The sequence below is a fragment of the Synechococcus sp. OH20 genome, from assembly GCF_047502685.1.
Classification (GTDB): Bacteria; Cyanobacteriota; Cyanobacteriia; order Thermostichales; family Thermostichaceae; genus Thermostichus.
Genome location: NZ_JANSIQ010000030.1, coordinates 142,604 through 157,200 on the forward strand (window position 1 = coordinate 142,604; position 14,597 = coordinate 157,200).

At 59.3% G+C, this 14,597-nt stretch carries 13 protein-coding genes; 7 read left to right on the top strand and 6 right to left on the bottom strand.

Annotation, left to right across the window (positions count from 1 at the left end; genetic code table 11):
• Positions 1 to 4: 4 nt before the first annotated feature.
• Entirely contained in the window at positions 5 to 736 is a 732-nt protein-coding gene (gene radC, locus NW826_RS06980; RefSeq protein ID WP_414385941.1) for a RadC family protein, read from the top strand.
• A gap of 67 nt (positions 737 to 803) precedes the next feature.
• Here radC and fmt read toward each other — a convergent pair whose 3' ends face one another.
• The 4 genes from fmt to NW826_RS07000 all read right to left on the bottom strand — a co-directional run bounded on the left by fmt (position 804) and on the right by NW826_RS07000 (position 5,780).
• Positions 804 to 1,772, bottom strand: a complete 969-nt coding sequence (gene fmt / locus NW826_RS06985; RefSeq protein ID WP_414509762.1) for a methionyl-tRNA formyltransferase — start codon at positions 1,770 to 1,772, stop codon at positions 804 to 806.
• Between the two features lie 25 nt (positions 1,773 to 1,797).
• On the bottom strand, positions 1,798 to 2,505 hold the full coding sequence (locus tag NW826_RS06990; RefSeq protein WP_414509763.1) for a hypothetical protein: 708 nt from the start codon (positions 2,503 to 2,505) through the stop codon (positions 1,798 to 1,800).
• A 76-nt stretch (positions 2,506 to 2,581) separates the two neighbouring features.
• Complete coding sequence (mgtE, locus tag NW826_RS06995; protein WP_414509764.1) at positions 2,582 to 3,982, bottom strand: magnesium transporter; 1,401 nt, start codon at positions 3,980 to 3,982, stop codon at positions 2,582 to 2,584.
• Between the two features lie 73 nt (positions 3,983 to 4,055).
• Positions 4,056 to 5,780 carry an electron transfer flavoprotein gene (locus tag NW826_RS07000; protein ID WP_414509765.1) on the bottom strand — a complete coding sequence of 575 codons (1,725 nt, stop codon included), beginning with the start codon at positions 5,778 to 5,780 and terminating at the stop codon, positions 4,056 to 4,058.
• 118 nt (positions 5,781 to 5,898) lie between these two features.
• On the opposite strand from NW826_RS07000, the gene NW826_RS07005 reads away from it, so the two are divergent.
• From NW826_RS07005 to NW826_RS07020, 4 genes are all read left to right on the top strand, one after another.
• Entirely contained in the window at positions 5,899 to 7,032 is a 1,134-nt protein-coding gene (locus NW826_RS07005; protein WP_414509766.1) for an anhydro-N-acetylmuramic acid kinase, read from the top strand.
• Between the two features lie 174 nt (positions 7,033 to 7,206).
• A complete protein-coding gene (locus NW826_RS07010; RefSeq protein ID WP_414509767.1) occupies positions 7,207 to 8,643 on the top strand; it encodes a DUF2079 domain-containing protein in 1,437 nt (478 codons plus the stop codon).
• 211 nt (positions 8,644 to 8,854) lie between these two features.
• A complete protein-coding gene (locus tag NW826_RS07015; protein ID WP_414333487.1) occupies positions 8,855 to 10,900 on the top strand; it encodes a PhoX family protein in 2,046 nt (681 codons plus the stop codon).
• A gap of 328 nt (positions 10,901 to 11,228) precedes the next feature.
• Positions 11,229 to 11,372, top strand: a complete 144-nt coding sequence (locus NW826_RS07020; protein WP_414338529.1) for a hypothetical protein — start codon at positions 11,229 to 11,231, stop codon at positions 11,370 to 11,372.
• 20 nt (positions 11,373 to 11,392) lie between these two features.
• Here the strand turns inward: NW826_RS07020 and NW826_RS07025 are convergent, their stop codons facing one another.
• Positions 11,393 to 11,674, bottom strand: a complete 282-nt coding sequence (locus tag NW826_RS07025; protein WP_414509768.1) for a hypothetical protein — start codon at positions 11,672 to 11,674, stop codon at positions 11,393 to 11,395.
• 236 nt (positions 11,675 to 11,910) lie between these two features.
• Between NW826_RS07025 and NW826_RS07030 the strand changes: the two genes are divergently transcribed.
• Both NW826_RS07030 and NW826_RS07035 read left to right on the top strand, forming a co-directional pair.
• On the top strand, positions 11,911 to 12,714 hold the full coding sequence (locus tag NW826_RS07030) for a prohibitin family protein (protein WP_414333482.1): 804 nt from the start codon (positions 11,911 to 11,913) through the stop codon (positions 12,712 to 12,714).
• 106 nt (positions 12,715 to 12,820) lie between these two features.
• The gene (locus tag NW826_RS07035; protein WP_414333480.1) at positions 12,821 to 13,759 is read left to right on the top strand and encodes a prohibitin family protein; all 939 of its coding nucleotides are present in this window, start codon (positions 12,821 to 12,823) and stop codon (positions 13,757 to 13,759) included.
• On the opposite strand, the gene NW826_RS07040 is transcribed toward NW826_RS07035, so the two are convergent.
• Complete coding sequence (locus NW826_RS07040; RefSeq protein ID WP_414333478.1) at positions 13,760 to 14,461, bottom strand: ComF family protein; 702 nt, start codon at positions 14,459 to 14,461, stop codon at positions 13,760 to 13,762. It abuts the gene before it with no gap.
• Positions 14,462 to 14,597: the final 136 nt, after the last annotated feature.

Sequence of the window (14,597 nt, forward strand, 5' to 3'; positions counted from 1 at the left end):
CAAGATGAGCCAGTACGTGTTGCGTATCAGCGACCTTCCCCTTCAGGATCGCCCGCGCGAGCGGCTGCTTAACCAAGGGGCAAGAAACCTCTCCCACGCGGAGCTGCTGGCCATTTTGCTCAACACCGGCCAGGGGGCAGGTAAGCTCTCGGCCGTTGGCCTGGCCCAGTTGCTCTTGAAAAAATTGGAAGCCCAGGGGGATCCCTTGGCCCAACTGCGCCAGCTGGAAGCCGGGGAGCTGCTGCAAATTGAGGGCATCGGCCCAGCCAAAGCCGCAACAGTGTTGGCCGCCATCGAGCTGGGGCGGCGGGTGTTTTTGGCCCGACTACCCGAGCGGACGGTGATTGAATCGCCAGAACAGGCGGCCATGGCCCTAAGCGGCGACCTGATGTGGGAGACCCAAGAGCACTTTGCCGTCCTGCACCTGGACATCAAACACCGCCTTATCGGCCAGCAGATTGTAACCCGGGGAACCGCCACGGAAACTCTCACTCACCCGCGGGAAACCTTCCGCAGCGCCATCAAGCAAGGAGCCAGCCGCATCCTGGTGGCCCACAACCATCCCTCCGGCAGTTTGGATCCCAGCCCGGAGGATCTTGCCCTGACGCGGCAACTCTTGCAGGCGGGGCAACTGCTGCAGATCCCGGTTTTGGATCACCTCATCCTCGGCGGCGGGCAGTTCCTCAGCCTGCGCCAGCACACCCGCCTGTGGGAGGAGTTTCCCCAGCCAGAGTAGCTCCCCAGCCCCTCTCCCAGGGTAGCCAGCCCTCACCCCCGGCCCCTCTCCCAGGGGGAGAGGGGGGCTAGGGATCCGGCAGCGCCTCAAAGCGCATGCCCACCCTGAGCTGGCCGCCGTTGACCAAGTCCCAGGCCGACTGTTCTTTTCTGCCGGGCAGTTGGGCCCGCCGGATGAGAAGGGATCCCTCGCCGGTAGCCACATACACCCCTTCTCCTTTGGCCAACCCCACCACTTCTCCGGGGCTGCCCTGGGGAAGAGGGTCGGGCGGCGGGTGCAACTGGGGAGCGGCAGAGCGGACAATCTTGATCCGCTGACCCTGCAAGCCGGTAAAGCAGTCGGGAGAAAAGGCGCGGATTTGGTTGTGCAAGGCCTGGGCCGGGCGCCGCCAATCGAGCTGGAAGTCCTGCTTTTTGAGCAGGGGGGCATAGGTGGCCCGCGAGTCATCCTGGGGAATGGGGGTGATCTCTCCTTTTTCTAGTTTCACCAGGGTTTCCACCAGTAGCTCGGCCCCCAGTTGGGCCAGTTGGGAGGCCAGTTCCAGCCCGGTCTGCTCCGGCCCGATGGGCAGCTTGGCCTGCAGCAAGATGGCTCCTGTATCCAGGCCCTCGTCCATGAGCATGGTGGTGACGCCGGTCTCGGTCTCGCCGTTGGCAATGGCCCACTGGATGGGGGCAGCGCCGCGGTAAGCCGGCAGAAGGGAGGCGTGGACATTGACGCAGCCCAACCTGGGCATTTGCAGCACCGCCAGCGGCAGGATTTGGCCATAGGCCACCACCACAAACACATCGGCAGCCAGCGCCTCTAGCGCCGCCAGCACCTCCGCATCCCGCCGCAGCCGGACAGGCTGCCACACCGGGATCCCATGGGCTTGGGCAAGGACCTTGGTGGGCGGCGGGAGCACCTTCTGCCCTCGTCCCTGCGGCCGATCCGGCTGGCAGACCAAGCCCACTACTTCAAAGGAAGACTGCCGCTGCAACAGGATCTGCAGGGAAGGCAGGGCAAACTCCGGCGTGCCAAAGAAAACAACCCGCATGACCGACCCCTCTGAGCCCTGCCCTTTAGTCTAGAGGGGCAGGGGAAGGCGGAGAGGGCTCGTCATCTAGAGTGTCGGCTGCCGGAGAGGGAAAGGGAGAAAGCCTGGCCGGGGGAGCCTGCCAAAAGACGGGCTGTTTGAGATCGAACTCTTGGCTCCAGGCCGGCAAGAAGGAGCCGAGCTTCTGCCCAGAAAGCCGCAGCCGTTGCACAAAGGTCCATTCCAGACGGGTCAAGACCCGCCGCACAAAATCCTTGGCCCAGGCCGGATCCGGAACTTCCGCTGCCTGCAAGTTCACCTGTAAGAGGCTCAGCTTGGGGTGCAGATGGACGCGGGCCTGGAGCCCTTGCGGGCGCAGCAGGTAGTTGAGCACATACTGGATGGCTTCTCCATCCCCGCGTTGGGCACGGTACAGCGGGCTGTTGGGGTTGGGCGGCGGCTGGTAGCGCCACTCGCGGTGCCACTCCGGGATCCCTTCTCCCAGAGGAAAGCCGAACAGCTCCACCAGTCGCTGCCGGTAGCTCAGCGCCAGTTGTTCCAGGGTTGGCAAGAGGCCCTGCAGCAGCCGCTCCGGATCCGGGAGGGGATCCCCCTCCAGGCGCAGCAACAGACGGTGGCCGGAAAGACGCGCCTGCACCTGCAGATGTCCCAGCCCCAGGGATCCCAGGGCTGCTTGCAAGCGAGCCACGATCTCCGGCAGAGCCGCCTGGACATCCACAGAATGGGCAGACACCGACAGGGATCCGCAACAAGACCAGATCCAACCTAGCCCAATTTCGGCAAGGGCTTGGAGGGGTTGGCGGCTAGGGCTAGATTCCCAGGATTAAACGGGCAACGTAGAAGTAGATCAACACCCCCAGCACGTCCACAATCGTGGTGATGAAGGGGGCAGCCATCAAGGCCGGATCCAGACCAAAGGAGCGAAACAGAAAGGGCAGCCCCGCCCCTGACACCGAAGAGAGAACAGAAATCCCAAATAGGCTTAGCCCAACGATGACCGCCACCAGGAGATCCCGCTGCAGGGCATAGGCCCAGCCGATGGTGATCAAGCTGAGCATGATCCCCAGCATGGCTCCCACCACTGCTTCCCGGGCCAGTACCCCCAACCCGTCCTTGAGGCGCACCGCTGCCGTGCTCAGGCCGCGAATCACCACCGTCGAAGACTGGGAGCCGACGTTGCCGCCGCTATCCACCAACAGTGGGATAAAAGCCGCCAGGGCGATCACCTGGCTTAAGACTTCTTCCTGGCCGGCAATAATCGTGCTGGTAAAGGTGTTGGTAAGCAGCAAAATCAGCAGCCACACCACCCGCTTGCGGGCTGCCTGCCAAAAACTGAGGTCGAAATAGTCATCTTCTCCAGACTGCAACCCCCCCAAGGAGTAGATGTCTTCGGTGGCCTCTTGCTCCACGATGTCCAGTACATCATCTACCGTAACGATCCCCACCAGTCGCCGCTCGGCATCCACCACCGGCACCGCCAACAGGTCGTACCGCTGGATGACCTGCGCCACCTCTTCCTGGTCGGTGTGGGTGCTGACAAACACCACCTCCCGGCTCATCACCTCCTCCAGCCGCTGGGCCGGATCGGCCATCACCAACTCCCGCAAGGATAGGGTTCCCGTCAGGTGTCGCTCCTGGTCGGTGACGTAGAGGTAGTAGATGGTCTCGGTTTCGCGGGCCAAGAGGCGCACCCGCTCCAGTGCCTCGGCTGCCGTCAGGTTCTCTCGCAGGGAAATGTACTCCGGGGTCATGATCCGCCCCGCGGTGTTGGGGGCATAGCCCAGCAGCAGGGCCGTGGCTTCCCGTTCCTGGGGGCTGAGCTGGGGCAGCAGTTCGGCAACCACCTTGGCCGGCAGCTCGTCGAAGAGGCGGGCCCGGTCGTCCGGCGACATCTTGTCCAAGATGTCCTGGATCTCGTGGCTCCTGAACTCGCGCAGCAGCGCCTGTTGCAGATCTATGTCCAGGTGTTCGTAAACGCGGATGGCCAGATCCTTGGGCAGCAAGCGAAAGGCCAGAGCCTGCTGCGCCTCCGGCAACTCCCCGATTACCTCGGCAATGTCCACCGCTTGTACGGGCAGCAGGAGAGATTTGGCTTGTTCCAAGTTGTCTTCCCTTAGGGCCAAGCTGAGCTGGCCGCGCAAGAGCTCACAAAATTGCTCGCGGCTCAACTCAGGGCTGGGGGCGGGTGGGATCAGCGGAGCGGAATTCAATGGCTGCACTCCCTGCAACTCTAGCTTTAACTATGCCAGCAAAGCTGAGTCTGTGCTCCCTGCCCCCGTTTTCCTAGAGCCCATAAAAGTCGGGGCCGGATCCCTCGTAGCTGGGGTTAACCCATAGGTTGAGGTGGGGGCAGACGATCTCGCAGGTGCGGCATTGGATGCAGTTTTCCAGCGACATGGCGTGGGAGCGGATCCCATTGTGTTCGCGGATGTGGTGGACTTCTGCGGTGCAGTCGGCCACGCAGGGGGTAGGGCGGTTCAGCTTGTCGTAGGTGGCAATGCACTGGCGGCAGGTGTCAGCGCTGAACTCAAGGATGTGGCGGTTGCCTTCCGGGTAGCGGGGATCGGCAAAAAAGACGGCATCTGACCGCGAGAAATAGCCCGCTCGCGTGGTCAATGCTTCAGGATCCAGACCTGTGGGGGCCACAAAGTCCGCTTGGATGGCGGCATGGGGGGCAACATACCCCCGTGGGGGCGGCTCGCCGGCGCTGACCCGTCCGCTGAGCAGGGTGTAGGCGCGCAGGAGTTCTCCGCCGCGACGCACGGGATCCTGTAGGCCCCAGCGCAGGGATCCCAGCCAGGGGTGGCCGGCATCGACGCTGCGGCAGAGCTGGGGCAGGTACGCTTCCAGCAGGCGGGAGTTTTCCAAAAAGGCTTCCCGAAAATAGCGGCTGCGGTAGAGATCTTGCCCCACCGAGCTCTCCATCACGGCTTTTTGGTAGGCCTCTTGGATGCGCAGATCCCCTTTTAAAAAGCCGTCGTGAATGAGGCCCGCTGCCAGGTAGCCGGTCTCCATCGCATTATCCACCCCGGCCAGGCTGCCCACATCCAGCACCCCCAGGGCATCCCCCAAGAGCAAAGCCCCTTCGACGCCAAAGCGGCTGGGCAGGCTGTAGTAGCCCCCCTCAGGAATGACGGCAGCCCCGTACTTGAGCAACTTGCCACCGGCAATCAGGGATTGGATCCAGGGATGGGCTTTGAACTCCTGCAGGCGCTGCTGCGGGTTGAGGTTGGGGTTTTTGCTGTCGAGGCCGATGATCAGGCCCAGGGCCAGGCGGTTGTCTTTGAGACCGTAGACAAAGCCGCCGCTGAAGCTGCCATCCAAAACCGGATAGCCCAAGGTGTGCCACACCTGACCCTGCAGCGAGCAAGGGATCTGCCACAGCTCTTTGACCCCCACCGACCACAGTTGCGGCCGAGGGCGCAGGTGAAACTTCTCGACCAGGTCTTTGGAGATAAATCCCTTGTCGCCAAAACAAGTGAGGTCGGCAAAGACGCAATCTTCGTAAACTTGGCCGGAGTCGCTCACCCGCACCCCAATCACCCGCTCCCCCTCATAGAGGATCTCGTGGGCAGCAAAGCCGGGGAACAGATCCAGGGTAACGTTGGGGATCCCTTTGGCCTTTTCCTGCAGGGTTTCGGCCAGCCAGCGGATGACATGGCTAAGGGTGAGGATGAACTGCCCCTGCTTGCGCAACCCCTTTGGGATCGCTGCTTCCGGCAGATCCCAGCGCTCTTGGGATCCCAGTACGCTCAGATGGCTGACTTCCACCCGCCCCTCGTGGGGAAATCCTTGGCTCTCAAAATCCGGGAAGAGCCTGGCGATGGCCTGGGGATTGCAGATGGCGCCGCTGACAATGTGCCCGCCAAATTGCCGGGCTTTTTCCAAGATGGCGATGGAGATTTTGAGCCCCGAGAGCTTGGCCAGATCCAAAAGGCGATGGGCCAGGATCAGGTTGGAGGAGCTTCCTCCCACCAAAAGCAGGTCGTAGCGGATGGCGTCACTCATGCAGAATTCCCCACGCAGCGGCTCTGGATACCCTGCCTGTATCCTAAAGAGGGAAGGCCAAAAGGGGGCAAAACTTTAGACCTTCTCAAGCCTCTGCGCCGAGCCCTCGACAGGATAGGTGATTGTCATTGGCTTAATGTCGGGCACTTCTGTGGACGGGATCGATGTAGCCATCGTCCACATCGAGGGCAACGATCCTCTCCGGTGGGAGCTGTTGCATTTCCAAACAATCCCCTATTGCCCGCTGCTGCGGGCAGAGATTTTGCGAGCTGCGGATCCCAAAACCGGCACGGTAGACCACATCTGCGCTTTAAACTTTCGTTTGGGTCGCGCTTTTGCGGAAGCGGCCCTGCAAGGGATCCAAGCGGCCCACCTCACCCCCCCACAGGTCGATCTCATCGGCAGCCACGGCCAAACCCTTTGGCACAGCCCCGATGGGCCAGAAGCCTCGACCTTACAAATCGGTGAAGCGGCGGTGATTGCCGAGCTGACCGGGATCCCTGTGGTGAGCAACTTTCGGGCGCGGGACATGGCAGCAGGGGGCCAGGGCGCACCTTTGGTGGCTTTTGTGGATTGGCTGTTGCTGAGTCATCCCCACTTCCATCGGGCGGCCCAAAACATCGGCGGCATAGCCAACCTTACCTATCTCCCTAGCCTCAGCAGCGGCGGATCCCCTTTGGCTTTCGACACCGGCCCCGGCAACGTGTTGATCGATTTGGCGGTGATGCGGGCCAGCCAAGGACAACAAGCTTTTGATCGCGACGGAGAATGGGCTACCCAAGGCCAGATCCACTGGGAAAAAATTACAGAATGGATGCGGGATCCCTACTTTCATAAAGCACCGCCCAAAACCACTGGCCGAGAGTACTTTGGATCCCTTTACTTGGAACGAATTTGGCCCCAATTTGCCTCCGCCCACGACTGCATTGCCACGCTAACGGGGTTTACCGCTCGCTCCATTGCCCAAGCTTACAGAGACTTCTTGCCCGCGATCCCAGAGCAAGTTATCGTCAGCGGTGGCGGCACCCAAAACCCTGTCCTCATGCAACTGTTGCAGGAACAACTGCCGGCCACAACCCTGCTTACCTCCGACCAAGTGGGGATCCCTTCTGCAGCCAAAGAAGCCTTTGCTTTTGCGGTATTAGCTTATAAAACCTGGCAGGGTGAGACCAACAGTTTGCCGGAAGCAACTGGAGCAAGACGTGCTACCATCTTGGGCCAAATTACACCCTCTTGTCGTAACCAGTCCTAGCTCATCTGTACCCTTGTCCCCAATAAGCTTTCTCATACTCCTGAAGAAAGAGAGAGGCCCGGGCTTGAGACGGTTCATCTGCCCAATCCAGACTCGCTGGGATGTGACGCAAGGCTGAGAAAGACGGTAAAGTTGCCTTGCCGAGATCCACAGGATCCAAGAGCCCTGGTTCTTATGAAAGATCGTCCTCTACCTTTGTGCCTGACGGCAATGGCGCTTTGTAATTTCTTCATTCTCTTGAGCTGCAGTGTTGCGCGGCATCACTTGTTTCAGTCAGGAGGATATGATCTCGGTATTTTCGATCAAGCTGTTTATTTAATCAGCCGTGGCGAGTTTCCTTTTTCTACTATTCGCGGGATCCACATTCTTGGGGATCACGCAGCTTTTATCTTGTATCCTCTCAGTCTTTTGTATCGCATTGTTCCCTCTGTATATTGGCTGTTCGGCATTCAAGCTCTGGCACTAACGTTGGGAGCGCTGGCCGTTTACCATCTGGCGCTCCAGGTCGAGATTGATTCTGGCAGGGCGAGAACAATTGCCGCCGCCTATCTTCTCTACCCGGCCATCTTCAACGCCAACCTTTTTGATTTTCATCCAGAAGTGTTGGCCGTTCCCCTTTTTTTGGCAGCTATACTCTGTATTCGCTCTGGCAAGTTGTGGGGGTTTTTGCTGTGCCTAGGCGGTATCCTCGGCTGCAAGGCGGTGTTGTCTCTCAATGTCGTTGCCCTGGGAGCTTGGCTGTTGCTCTTTGAAAGCAGACGAGTTGAAAGGCGCTGCCAAGTGGCCGGCTGGCTTGCCATAGCGACAGGGTCGGCTTGGTTTGGCATGGCCGCTTTTTGGATTATTCCTCACTTCAGTGGCAGCGAGCCGGCAGCCGTTTCTCACTATAGCTATTTGGGCAGTTCCGTTCCTGAAATTATCCAAAACTTGGTCCTCAAGCCAACATTAGTCTTAGGCAAAGTCTTCTCTCTCGACACCCTATTCTATGGATTTTTGTTAATCATTCCTGTGGCTTGGGGCCTCTCCTGGCGCCACTGGGATCCCTGGATCCCTGCCCTGCCAACCCTGGGGCTGAATATACTTTCTAGCAATCCTGCTTATCGGGATCTGGTGCATCAGTATGCATTACCTGTTGTTCCTTTTCTCTTTCTAGCTGTTATCGAAAACGCGAAAGCAGTCCCCTTCTGGTTTTGCCCTGTAAAAAGCAGAAAAGCAGCGCTAACCTGGTCTTTGCTGGCTTTTCTGGCCCTGGCAAAATACCCCTTTTTCGGCTCCATCTATCTTCAGTCTCTTGACACTTGGCAGGCCACTCGCGAGGCCCTTGCCCACATCACCACCCAAGGGGGCGTCCTCACTACCCACGAGATTAGCCCCCACCTCACCCACCGGCAAGTTATCTACTTTACTGACGAGATCCGCTTCAAGGGATCTCCCCCTGCACAATGGGATCCCTTTGACTACGTTTTGCTTAACAGCCGCCATCCGGGGTGGCGCAGCAGCCCAGAGTTCTCCCAGACCCTGCTTGCCGCTTTACAAAAAGAAACCTCGTTTCAGCTTCTCTACCATCGCGATGGGGTGTATTTGTTCTCTAGGATACGACAAGAACTTTAGGCTTAGCTGGCCACTCTAAACAAGTCGAAACGGCCCAACAAATTGTTAAAAACTATTGCCTCAACCTAAAGAAATTCTTCATATTGGCGAGGCTTAACTTGGTCTTGGTCTCTTCTTAACTTCTAGGTACTAGCTTTGGGGGGCCTGTCCCAATGCGTGAAGAACGCAGGGAATAAAAGATCGACAAGACAAGAGAAGGGGAGAACTCAACATGAATAATCCACAGGATTCTAGGCTTCGCCATGGGGACGAGCCTCTGTGCAATCATTCGCCCAACCCCACCTTTAGCAGCATCCTGGAAACTCGCCTGCAGCGGCGCCAAGTGTTGCAGGGGGGAGTTGCCGCGGCAGTGGCCACCTTTTTTGGCCTACCGGCGCTAAACAACGCTAGTAAATCGGCCAAAGCGGCCAGTGGTAGTGCCTTGCTGGGTTTCAAGGCGATCCCCGTGAGCGCAGAGGACAAAGTGGTGGTACCGGAAGGCTACACGGCTCGACCGCTGCTGGCCTGGGGTACCCCTATCACCGGCACCTACCCTGAGTTCAAGCTGGAGAACACCGGCGCCGAGCAGGGGATGCAGGTGGGCAGCCACCACGACGGCATGCACTTCTTCCCCATTGAGGGCAAGGATCCCTGGCAGGGCAGTTCCACCGAGGGCTTGTTGGTGTTCAACCACGAGTATGTGGAGCCGCGCTTTATGCATGCTGCCGCCAAGGGTCAAAAGCTTAACGACGAGAGCTACCCAGTCAACCCCGACGGCAGCCGCGATCCCGATCAAGTGCTGAAAGAGCTAAACGCCCACGGGGTGAGCATTGTCCACATCAAGCGGGAGGCGGACGGTAACTGGACTGTGGTGCGGGATCGCCTCAACCGCCGCATCACCGGCCTCACCCTCATGGAGATCCAGGGCCCGGTGCGGGGATCCGACTTCGTCAAGACCAAGTTCAGCCCCGATGGCACGATGACACGGGGCACCTTAAACAACTGCGCCCACGGGGTTACTCCCTGGAACACCTACCTCACCTGCGAGGAGAACTGGGCCGGCTACTTCACCAACACCAGCAAAGGGCCGGATCAAAAGCCCAACCTGCCCCGCGAGCACAAGCGCTACGGCGTGAGCACCGAGACCTCCCGCTACGGCTGGGAGCTGGCTAGCAACAAGGCCGACGAGTTCATCCGCTTCAACGCCACCCCCACCGCTGCAGATGCCACCCAGGACTACCGCAACGAGCCCAACACCTTTGGCTGGGTGGTGGAGATCGATCCCTTTGATCCCAGCAGCAAGCCCCAGAAGCGCACAGCTCTGGGCCGCTTTGCCCATGAGGGCGTGGTGTTCCAGCCGCCGGTGGAAGGGCAGCCGATTGTGCTCTACATGGGGGACGATGCCCGCTTTGAGTACATCTACAAGTACGTCTCTGCCGAGCCCTACCGCAAGGAGACGGCAGGCGGCCACCTGCTGGACAACGGCACCCTGTACGTGGCCAAGTTCAACGAAGACGGCACAGGGGAGTGGATCCCGCTGGTGTTTGGGCAAAACGGCTTCACCCCCGAGAATGGTTTCACCAGCCAGGCGGATGTATTGGTAAACACCCGCACCGCGGCAGACTTCGTCGGCGCCACCAAGATGGATCGGCCCGAGTGGGGAGCAGTGGATCCCAAGACCCGCATGGTCTACTTCACCCTAACCAACAACAGCAAGCGGGAACAAGACCAGGTGAACGCCGCCAACCCTCGTCCCAAAAACCAGTGGGGCCACATCATCCGCTGGAAGGAAGCCAATGGCCAGCCCCAAGCTACCCGCTTTGAGTGGGACATCTTCGTCCTGGCCGGCCCGCCAGGAGATAGCCGCACCTTATCCGGCCAAGCTCTCAGCTCGGACAACATCTTCAACTCTCCCGATGGGTTGTGGTTCGATGCCAGCCGTCGCCTCTGGATCCAAACGGATTGTAGCGAGAGCAACCTCAACAAGGGAGATTTTGCCCAGTTCGGCAACAACCAGATGCTGGCTGCCGATCCGGATACCGGCGAAATTCGCCGCTTCTTGACCGGGCCGATCGGACAGGAGATCACCGGCGTGGTCACCACTCCCGACCAGCGCACTCTGTTCATCAACGTGCAGCACCCTGGTGCCAGCACCAGCGAGGAAGACTTTGCCGCCGGCAAGATCATTTCTCGCTGGCCCAATTATGACAACAACATCTACCCCCGCTCGGCGGTGGTGGTGATTACCAAAAATGACGGTGGCATTATCGGTACTTAATCAATACTGATTCTGTTGCCAACTCCCCAGGAAATCGGGCGGCAGGGATCCCTTCTCTGCCGCTTTCTTGTAGTCAATTCAGATAACATTCAAGTAACAATGAGACGCCAGCAAGTACAACAAATAGCTAAATGGCGCCGATTCCGATAGCGGGACGTATGGTCATTCAAATAGCCATGAAACTTTTCTCTACGTTGTTATTGCTTCGCAACGCTGTCGCGAACGCGCCGCTCTAACTCCCCTCTCCCTCAGGGAGAGGGGCCGGGGGTGAGGGTGACCTCAGGGAGAGGGGCCGGGGGTGGTCGCGTAAGCGGCGCGGAGCGCTTGGGTGACCTCAGGGAGAGGGGCCGGGGGTGAGGGTCAACTGAATTGGGCCAGCGACCAGGTGGAAATCCATATCCTCAAAGATGGAACCCGCATCGTCACAGGCTACGGCGGGCAGTTTCTCTTCGACGAGTCCGAACGAGGCTAGCGCGCCTCCACAGGGATCCTTTATCCGCGCACCCGCAACGGCTCGCGGCGATAGGCGGGCAGTCGCCAGCACATCTCCAGCCAGTTTTTCAGCTCCTCCGGCTGGCCCATGAGGCTCATTTCCACCAGCAAAATGGCAGCTCGATCGCCGGCTCCTTTGGATCCCAGACGAATCAGGGCAGATAGACTTTCTTCCCGCCAGCAGACGGATACCCCCTGCCGGATCAAGGCCCGAGCCGCAACGGCAATGCAGGAGGGTGGCACCTGGATATCTCGCCGCTCGTAATCGATAGTAGGCAGCATGAACGGCAACCCAAATCTTTATTATGTTTTAATCTTCTTCCCTTTTTGCCGGCTTATCCTGGGTCTTTGCGAATTGTGAAGTGATCTTTTGTAAACTTTTTGATACCGAGTAACATCGTCTGGGGGTCTGAGAAAGAGGACGGGGATCCCTGCAGAAAGCTTAAAAGATAGCAGCCGTTTCTCAGCTCGACCTTCTCACAGCCGCGAGAATGGCTGCATTGGCAGGAGATGGAGAGATGCGAGCAGAAGGTTGGGAAAGCCGGGTGGGTCGCTGGTTGCCCAAAGCTACCCTTGTGGGAGTGGCGTTGATCCTGGTGGCGGCGGGCAGGCCGCTGCGCTTGGTGGGCAACGGCGAGAATATGGTGCTGTTTACCTGGGGTGGGGGAGTGAGCCCGACTGCTTTGCAGCCAGGGCTGCATTGGGTGCCGCCTTTTGTCTCGCGCACCGTTACCTTCGACGTAAAAACTCAGGCTCTGACCTGGAAGGACAACGACCCGACTGCCTATGCGCCGCGGCTGGTGGCCCTCTCTCAGGATGGGCAGCAGATTGCGGCTGAGGCGACGCTGCAATTTCGTATTCTCGATGCCCCCAAGGTCTACACCCAACTGGGGGAGAACTACTTGGATCGCATTGCCCCCATCGTCCGGTCGGTCATCTTGAATGAGACCAGCGGCTTTTCCGCCCAAGCTCTCTATTCCACCGAACGCCCTCTGCTTCAAGGACAAATTCGCGAACGAGTGGCCCTTTTGCTGAAGGAATACGGCGTCGAGGTTTTGGACTTTCTGCTGCGGGATGTGGATTTCGATCCCGATTTTGTAGCCGCTATTGAAGCAAAAACTATCGCCGAAAACCAACTGGCGCAAAAACAATTTGAGATCGAGCAGGCGCGCCAAGATGCTCGCAGCATCATTGCTCAAGCCGAGGCAGAAGCCGGCCAATTGCGAGCCAAGGCCCAGGCCCTCACCCAGAATCCCAAGTACCTAGAGGTGGTGAAAGCCTCCGTCCTGGGATCCCGGCTGGAAACTTTGATAACCAAATAGAAAACCTAATAGAAAAAGGACTCCGTCCCGCTGACGCGAACAGTTTTCGGGCCTGGCCCCATCTGCTCCAGCTCTTCCCTCAGACCTCAAAACGGGATCAGCCACTATGTATTCAACAGAAGAAGCACACCAGAGTAAAGTTGGTTGGCTAACTTTGGGCGGGATTGCCCTCTTGGCAGCTTTGGGGATGCTCCGCGCCTGCCTGTATGTCACTTTGCCCGGCCATGCCACTGTGGTGTTTAATACCTTTTCGGGGTTGCAAAAGGGGCGGGTAGAATTGCCGGGAGTGATGTTCCGGATCCCGGGGATCGAGACGCCAATCACCTACAGCGTGCTCACCCGCGTTTGGGAGTTTACCAACAACCCCAACTCGGCCAATGCCATCAGCAATGCCATCACGGTAAACACTGCTGACGGGCAGGCTTTTGCCGTCGATGTGGCCATTGCCCTCAGGCCCAACCTTGCCACTTTGGACGAGCTGCACGCCACCATCGGCGAGAACTATCTTGTGACAGTGGTGGTGCCGGTGGTGCGCTCCAAGATCCGCGATATCTCTGCTTCTTTCGATTCCGAGGATTTCTACCGCAAAAGCCAGCGCACAGCCATCGAGCAGCGGGCCCTGGACTTGATCCGCCAAGAGATGCCCACCGTCAACCGCGATGGCCAAGCCCTGCCCTTGATCCAGGTAGAGGGCCTCTTTCTGGGCAACCCCGATTTTCCACAAGCCCTGCGAGATTCCATTGAACGCAAACAGGTGGCCTCGATCACGGCACAAACAGCAGCAGTGCGGGCGCAAATTCAACAAAAAGAAACCGAGCGGCTGTTGATCCTAGCGGCAGCCAACCAGCGGGCCATCGAGCTAAAGGGACAGGCGGCAGCGGAAAACGCGCAACTGGCGGATCTGCTGTTTTACGAAAAGCTGCAGGAGCGCATCCAAAACCCGGCGGACTCACTGCCACCTCTGCGCATCATTCGCGTCGAGGGGGATGCCACCGTGTTCCTCAACGTGGATCCCCGACAGGCAGCCGCGCAACAGGCCCAATAGTCAGGCCTGGCCACGCCGTCGGAGCTCCTGGGGCAGGGTGGGGTGGTGGGCAGCCGGCTGCGCTTTGGCCACAACAATCACCCCGGCCACCGGGATCCCAGCGGCAACCAAGACCTGCTGCGCTGCTTGGACGGTGGAGCCGGTGGTGTAGATGTCATCCACCAACAGAACTGGCGTGGCGGGAGCGTACTGGAGGGCAAAGGCGCCTGCCAGATTTTGCTGGCGTTGCAGCGGGTTGAGCTCATATTGGGCCGCCGTGGCCCGCACCCGCACCAAAGCTTCAGGTAAATGTCTTAGACCCGTCCGCTCACAAAAGGCTTGGCTAATCAGGGCCGCCTGATTGTAGCCCCGTTGCCGCAGGCGCTCCGCATGCAGAGGGATGGGGACGACCGTATAGTCCGAGCCGTAGGCCCTACGAGAGCCTGAAGAAGGTTGCCGGCTTTCGAGCCAGCGGGATCCCAGCCATTCCCCCAAAACCGCGCCTATGCGCCGCTGTCCTTCATATTTCAGGCAATAGAGGGCCCTGCGCAGCGCTCCCCGGTGGATCCCCCAAGCATAAAGCGGCCAAGGCGAAGTGGTAACTGGCCAAGAGTCGAGCCGCTCCGCCTGCAATCGCTGCTGACAGTCTCGACAAAACACAGCCTTGGCCGGGCGCTGGCAGAGCGGACAGGGAAGCGCAATCCACCAATCCAGCCAGCCCATCGCCTGTTGCCCCTCTCCCCACCTCCTGCCGATGGCTCCAGTCTAGTCAAAAGACTCAAGTCACAGCCCCGGCAGCAGATCCCTAAGTTGACGCTGGGATCCCGCCTTGCTAGGATTCAATACTGCCGGATAACTT

Coding starts and splice junctions, on each gene's coding strand:
- radC (WP_414385941.1), top strand. CDS start 5: ATGAGCCAGTACGTGTTGCGTATCAGCGACCTTCCCCTTCAGGATCGC.
- fmt (WP_414509762.1), bottom strand. CDS start 1,772: ATGCGGGTTGTTTTCTTTGGCACGCCGGAGTTTGCCCTGCCTTCCCTG.
- NW826_RS07000 (WP_414509765.1), bottom strand. CDS start 5,780: ATGAGTGACGCCATCCGCTACGACCTGCTTTTGGTGGGAGGAAGCTCC.
- NW826_RS07010 (WP_414509767.1), top strand. CDS start 7,207: ATGAAAGATCGTCCTCTACCTTTGTGCCTGACGGCAATGGCGCTTTGT.
- NW826_RS07015 (WP_414333487.1), top strand. CDS start 8,855: ATGAATAATCCACAGGATTCTAGGCTTCGCCATGGGGACGAGCCTCTG.
- NW826_RS07025 (WP_414509768.1), bottom strand. CDS start 11,674: ATGCTGCCTACTATCGATTACGAGCGGCGAGATATCCAGGTGCCACCC.
- NW826_RS07030 (WP_414333482.1), top strand. CDS start 11,911: ATGCGAGCAGAAGGTTGGGAAAGCCGGGTGGGTCGCTGGTTGCCCAAA.
- NW826_RS07035 (WP_414333480.1), top strand. CDS start 12,821: ATGTATTCAACAGAAGAAGCACACCAGAGTAAAGTTGGTTGGCTAACT.
- NW826_RS07040 (WP_414333478.1), bottom strand. CDS start 14,461: ATGGGCTGGCTGGATTGGTGGATTGCGCTTCCCTGTCCGCTCTGCCAG.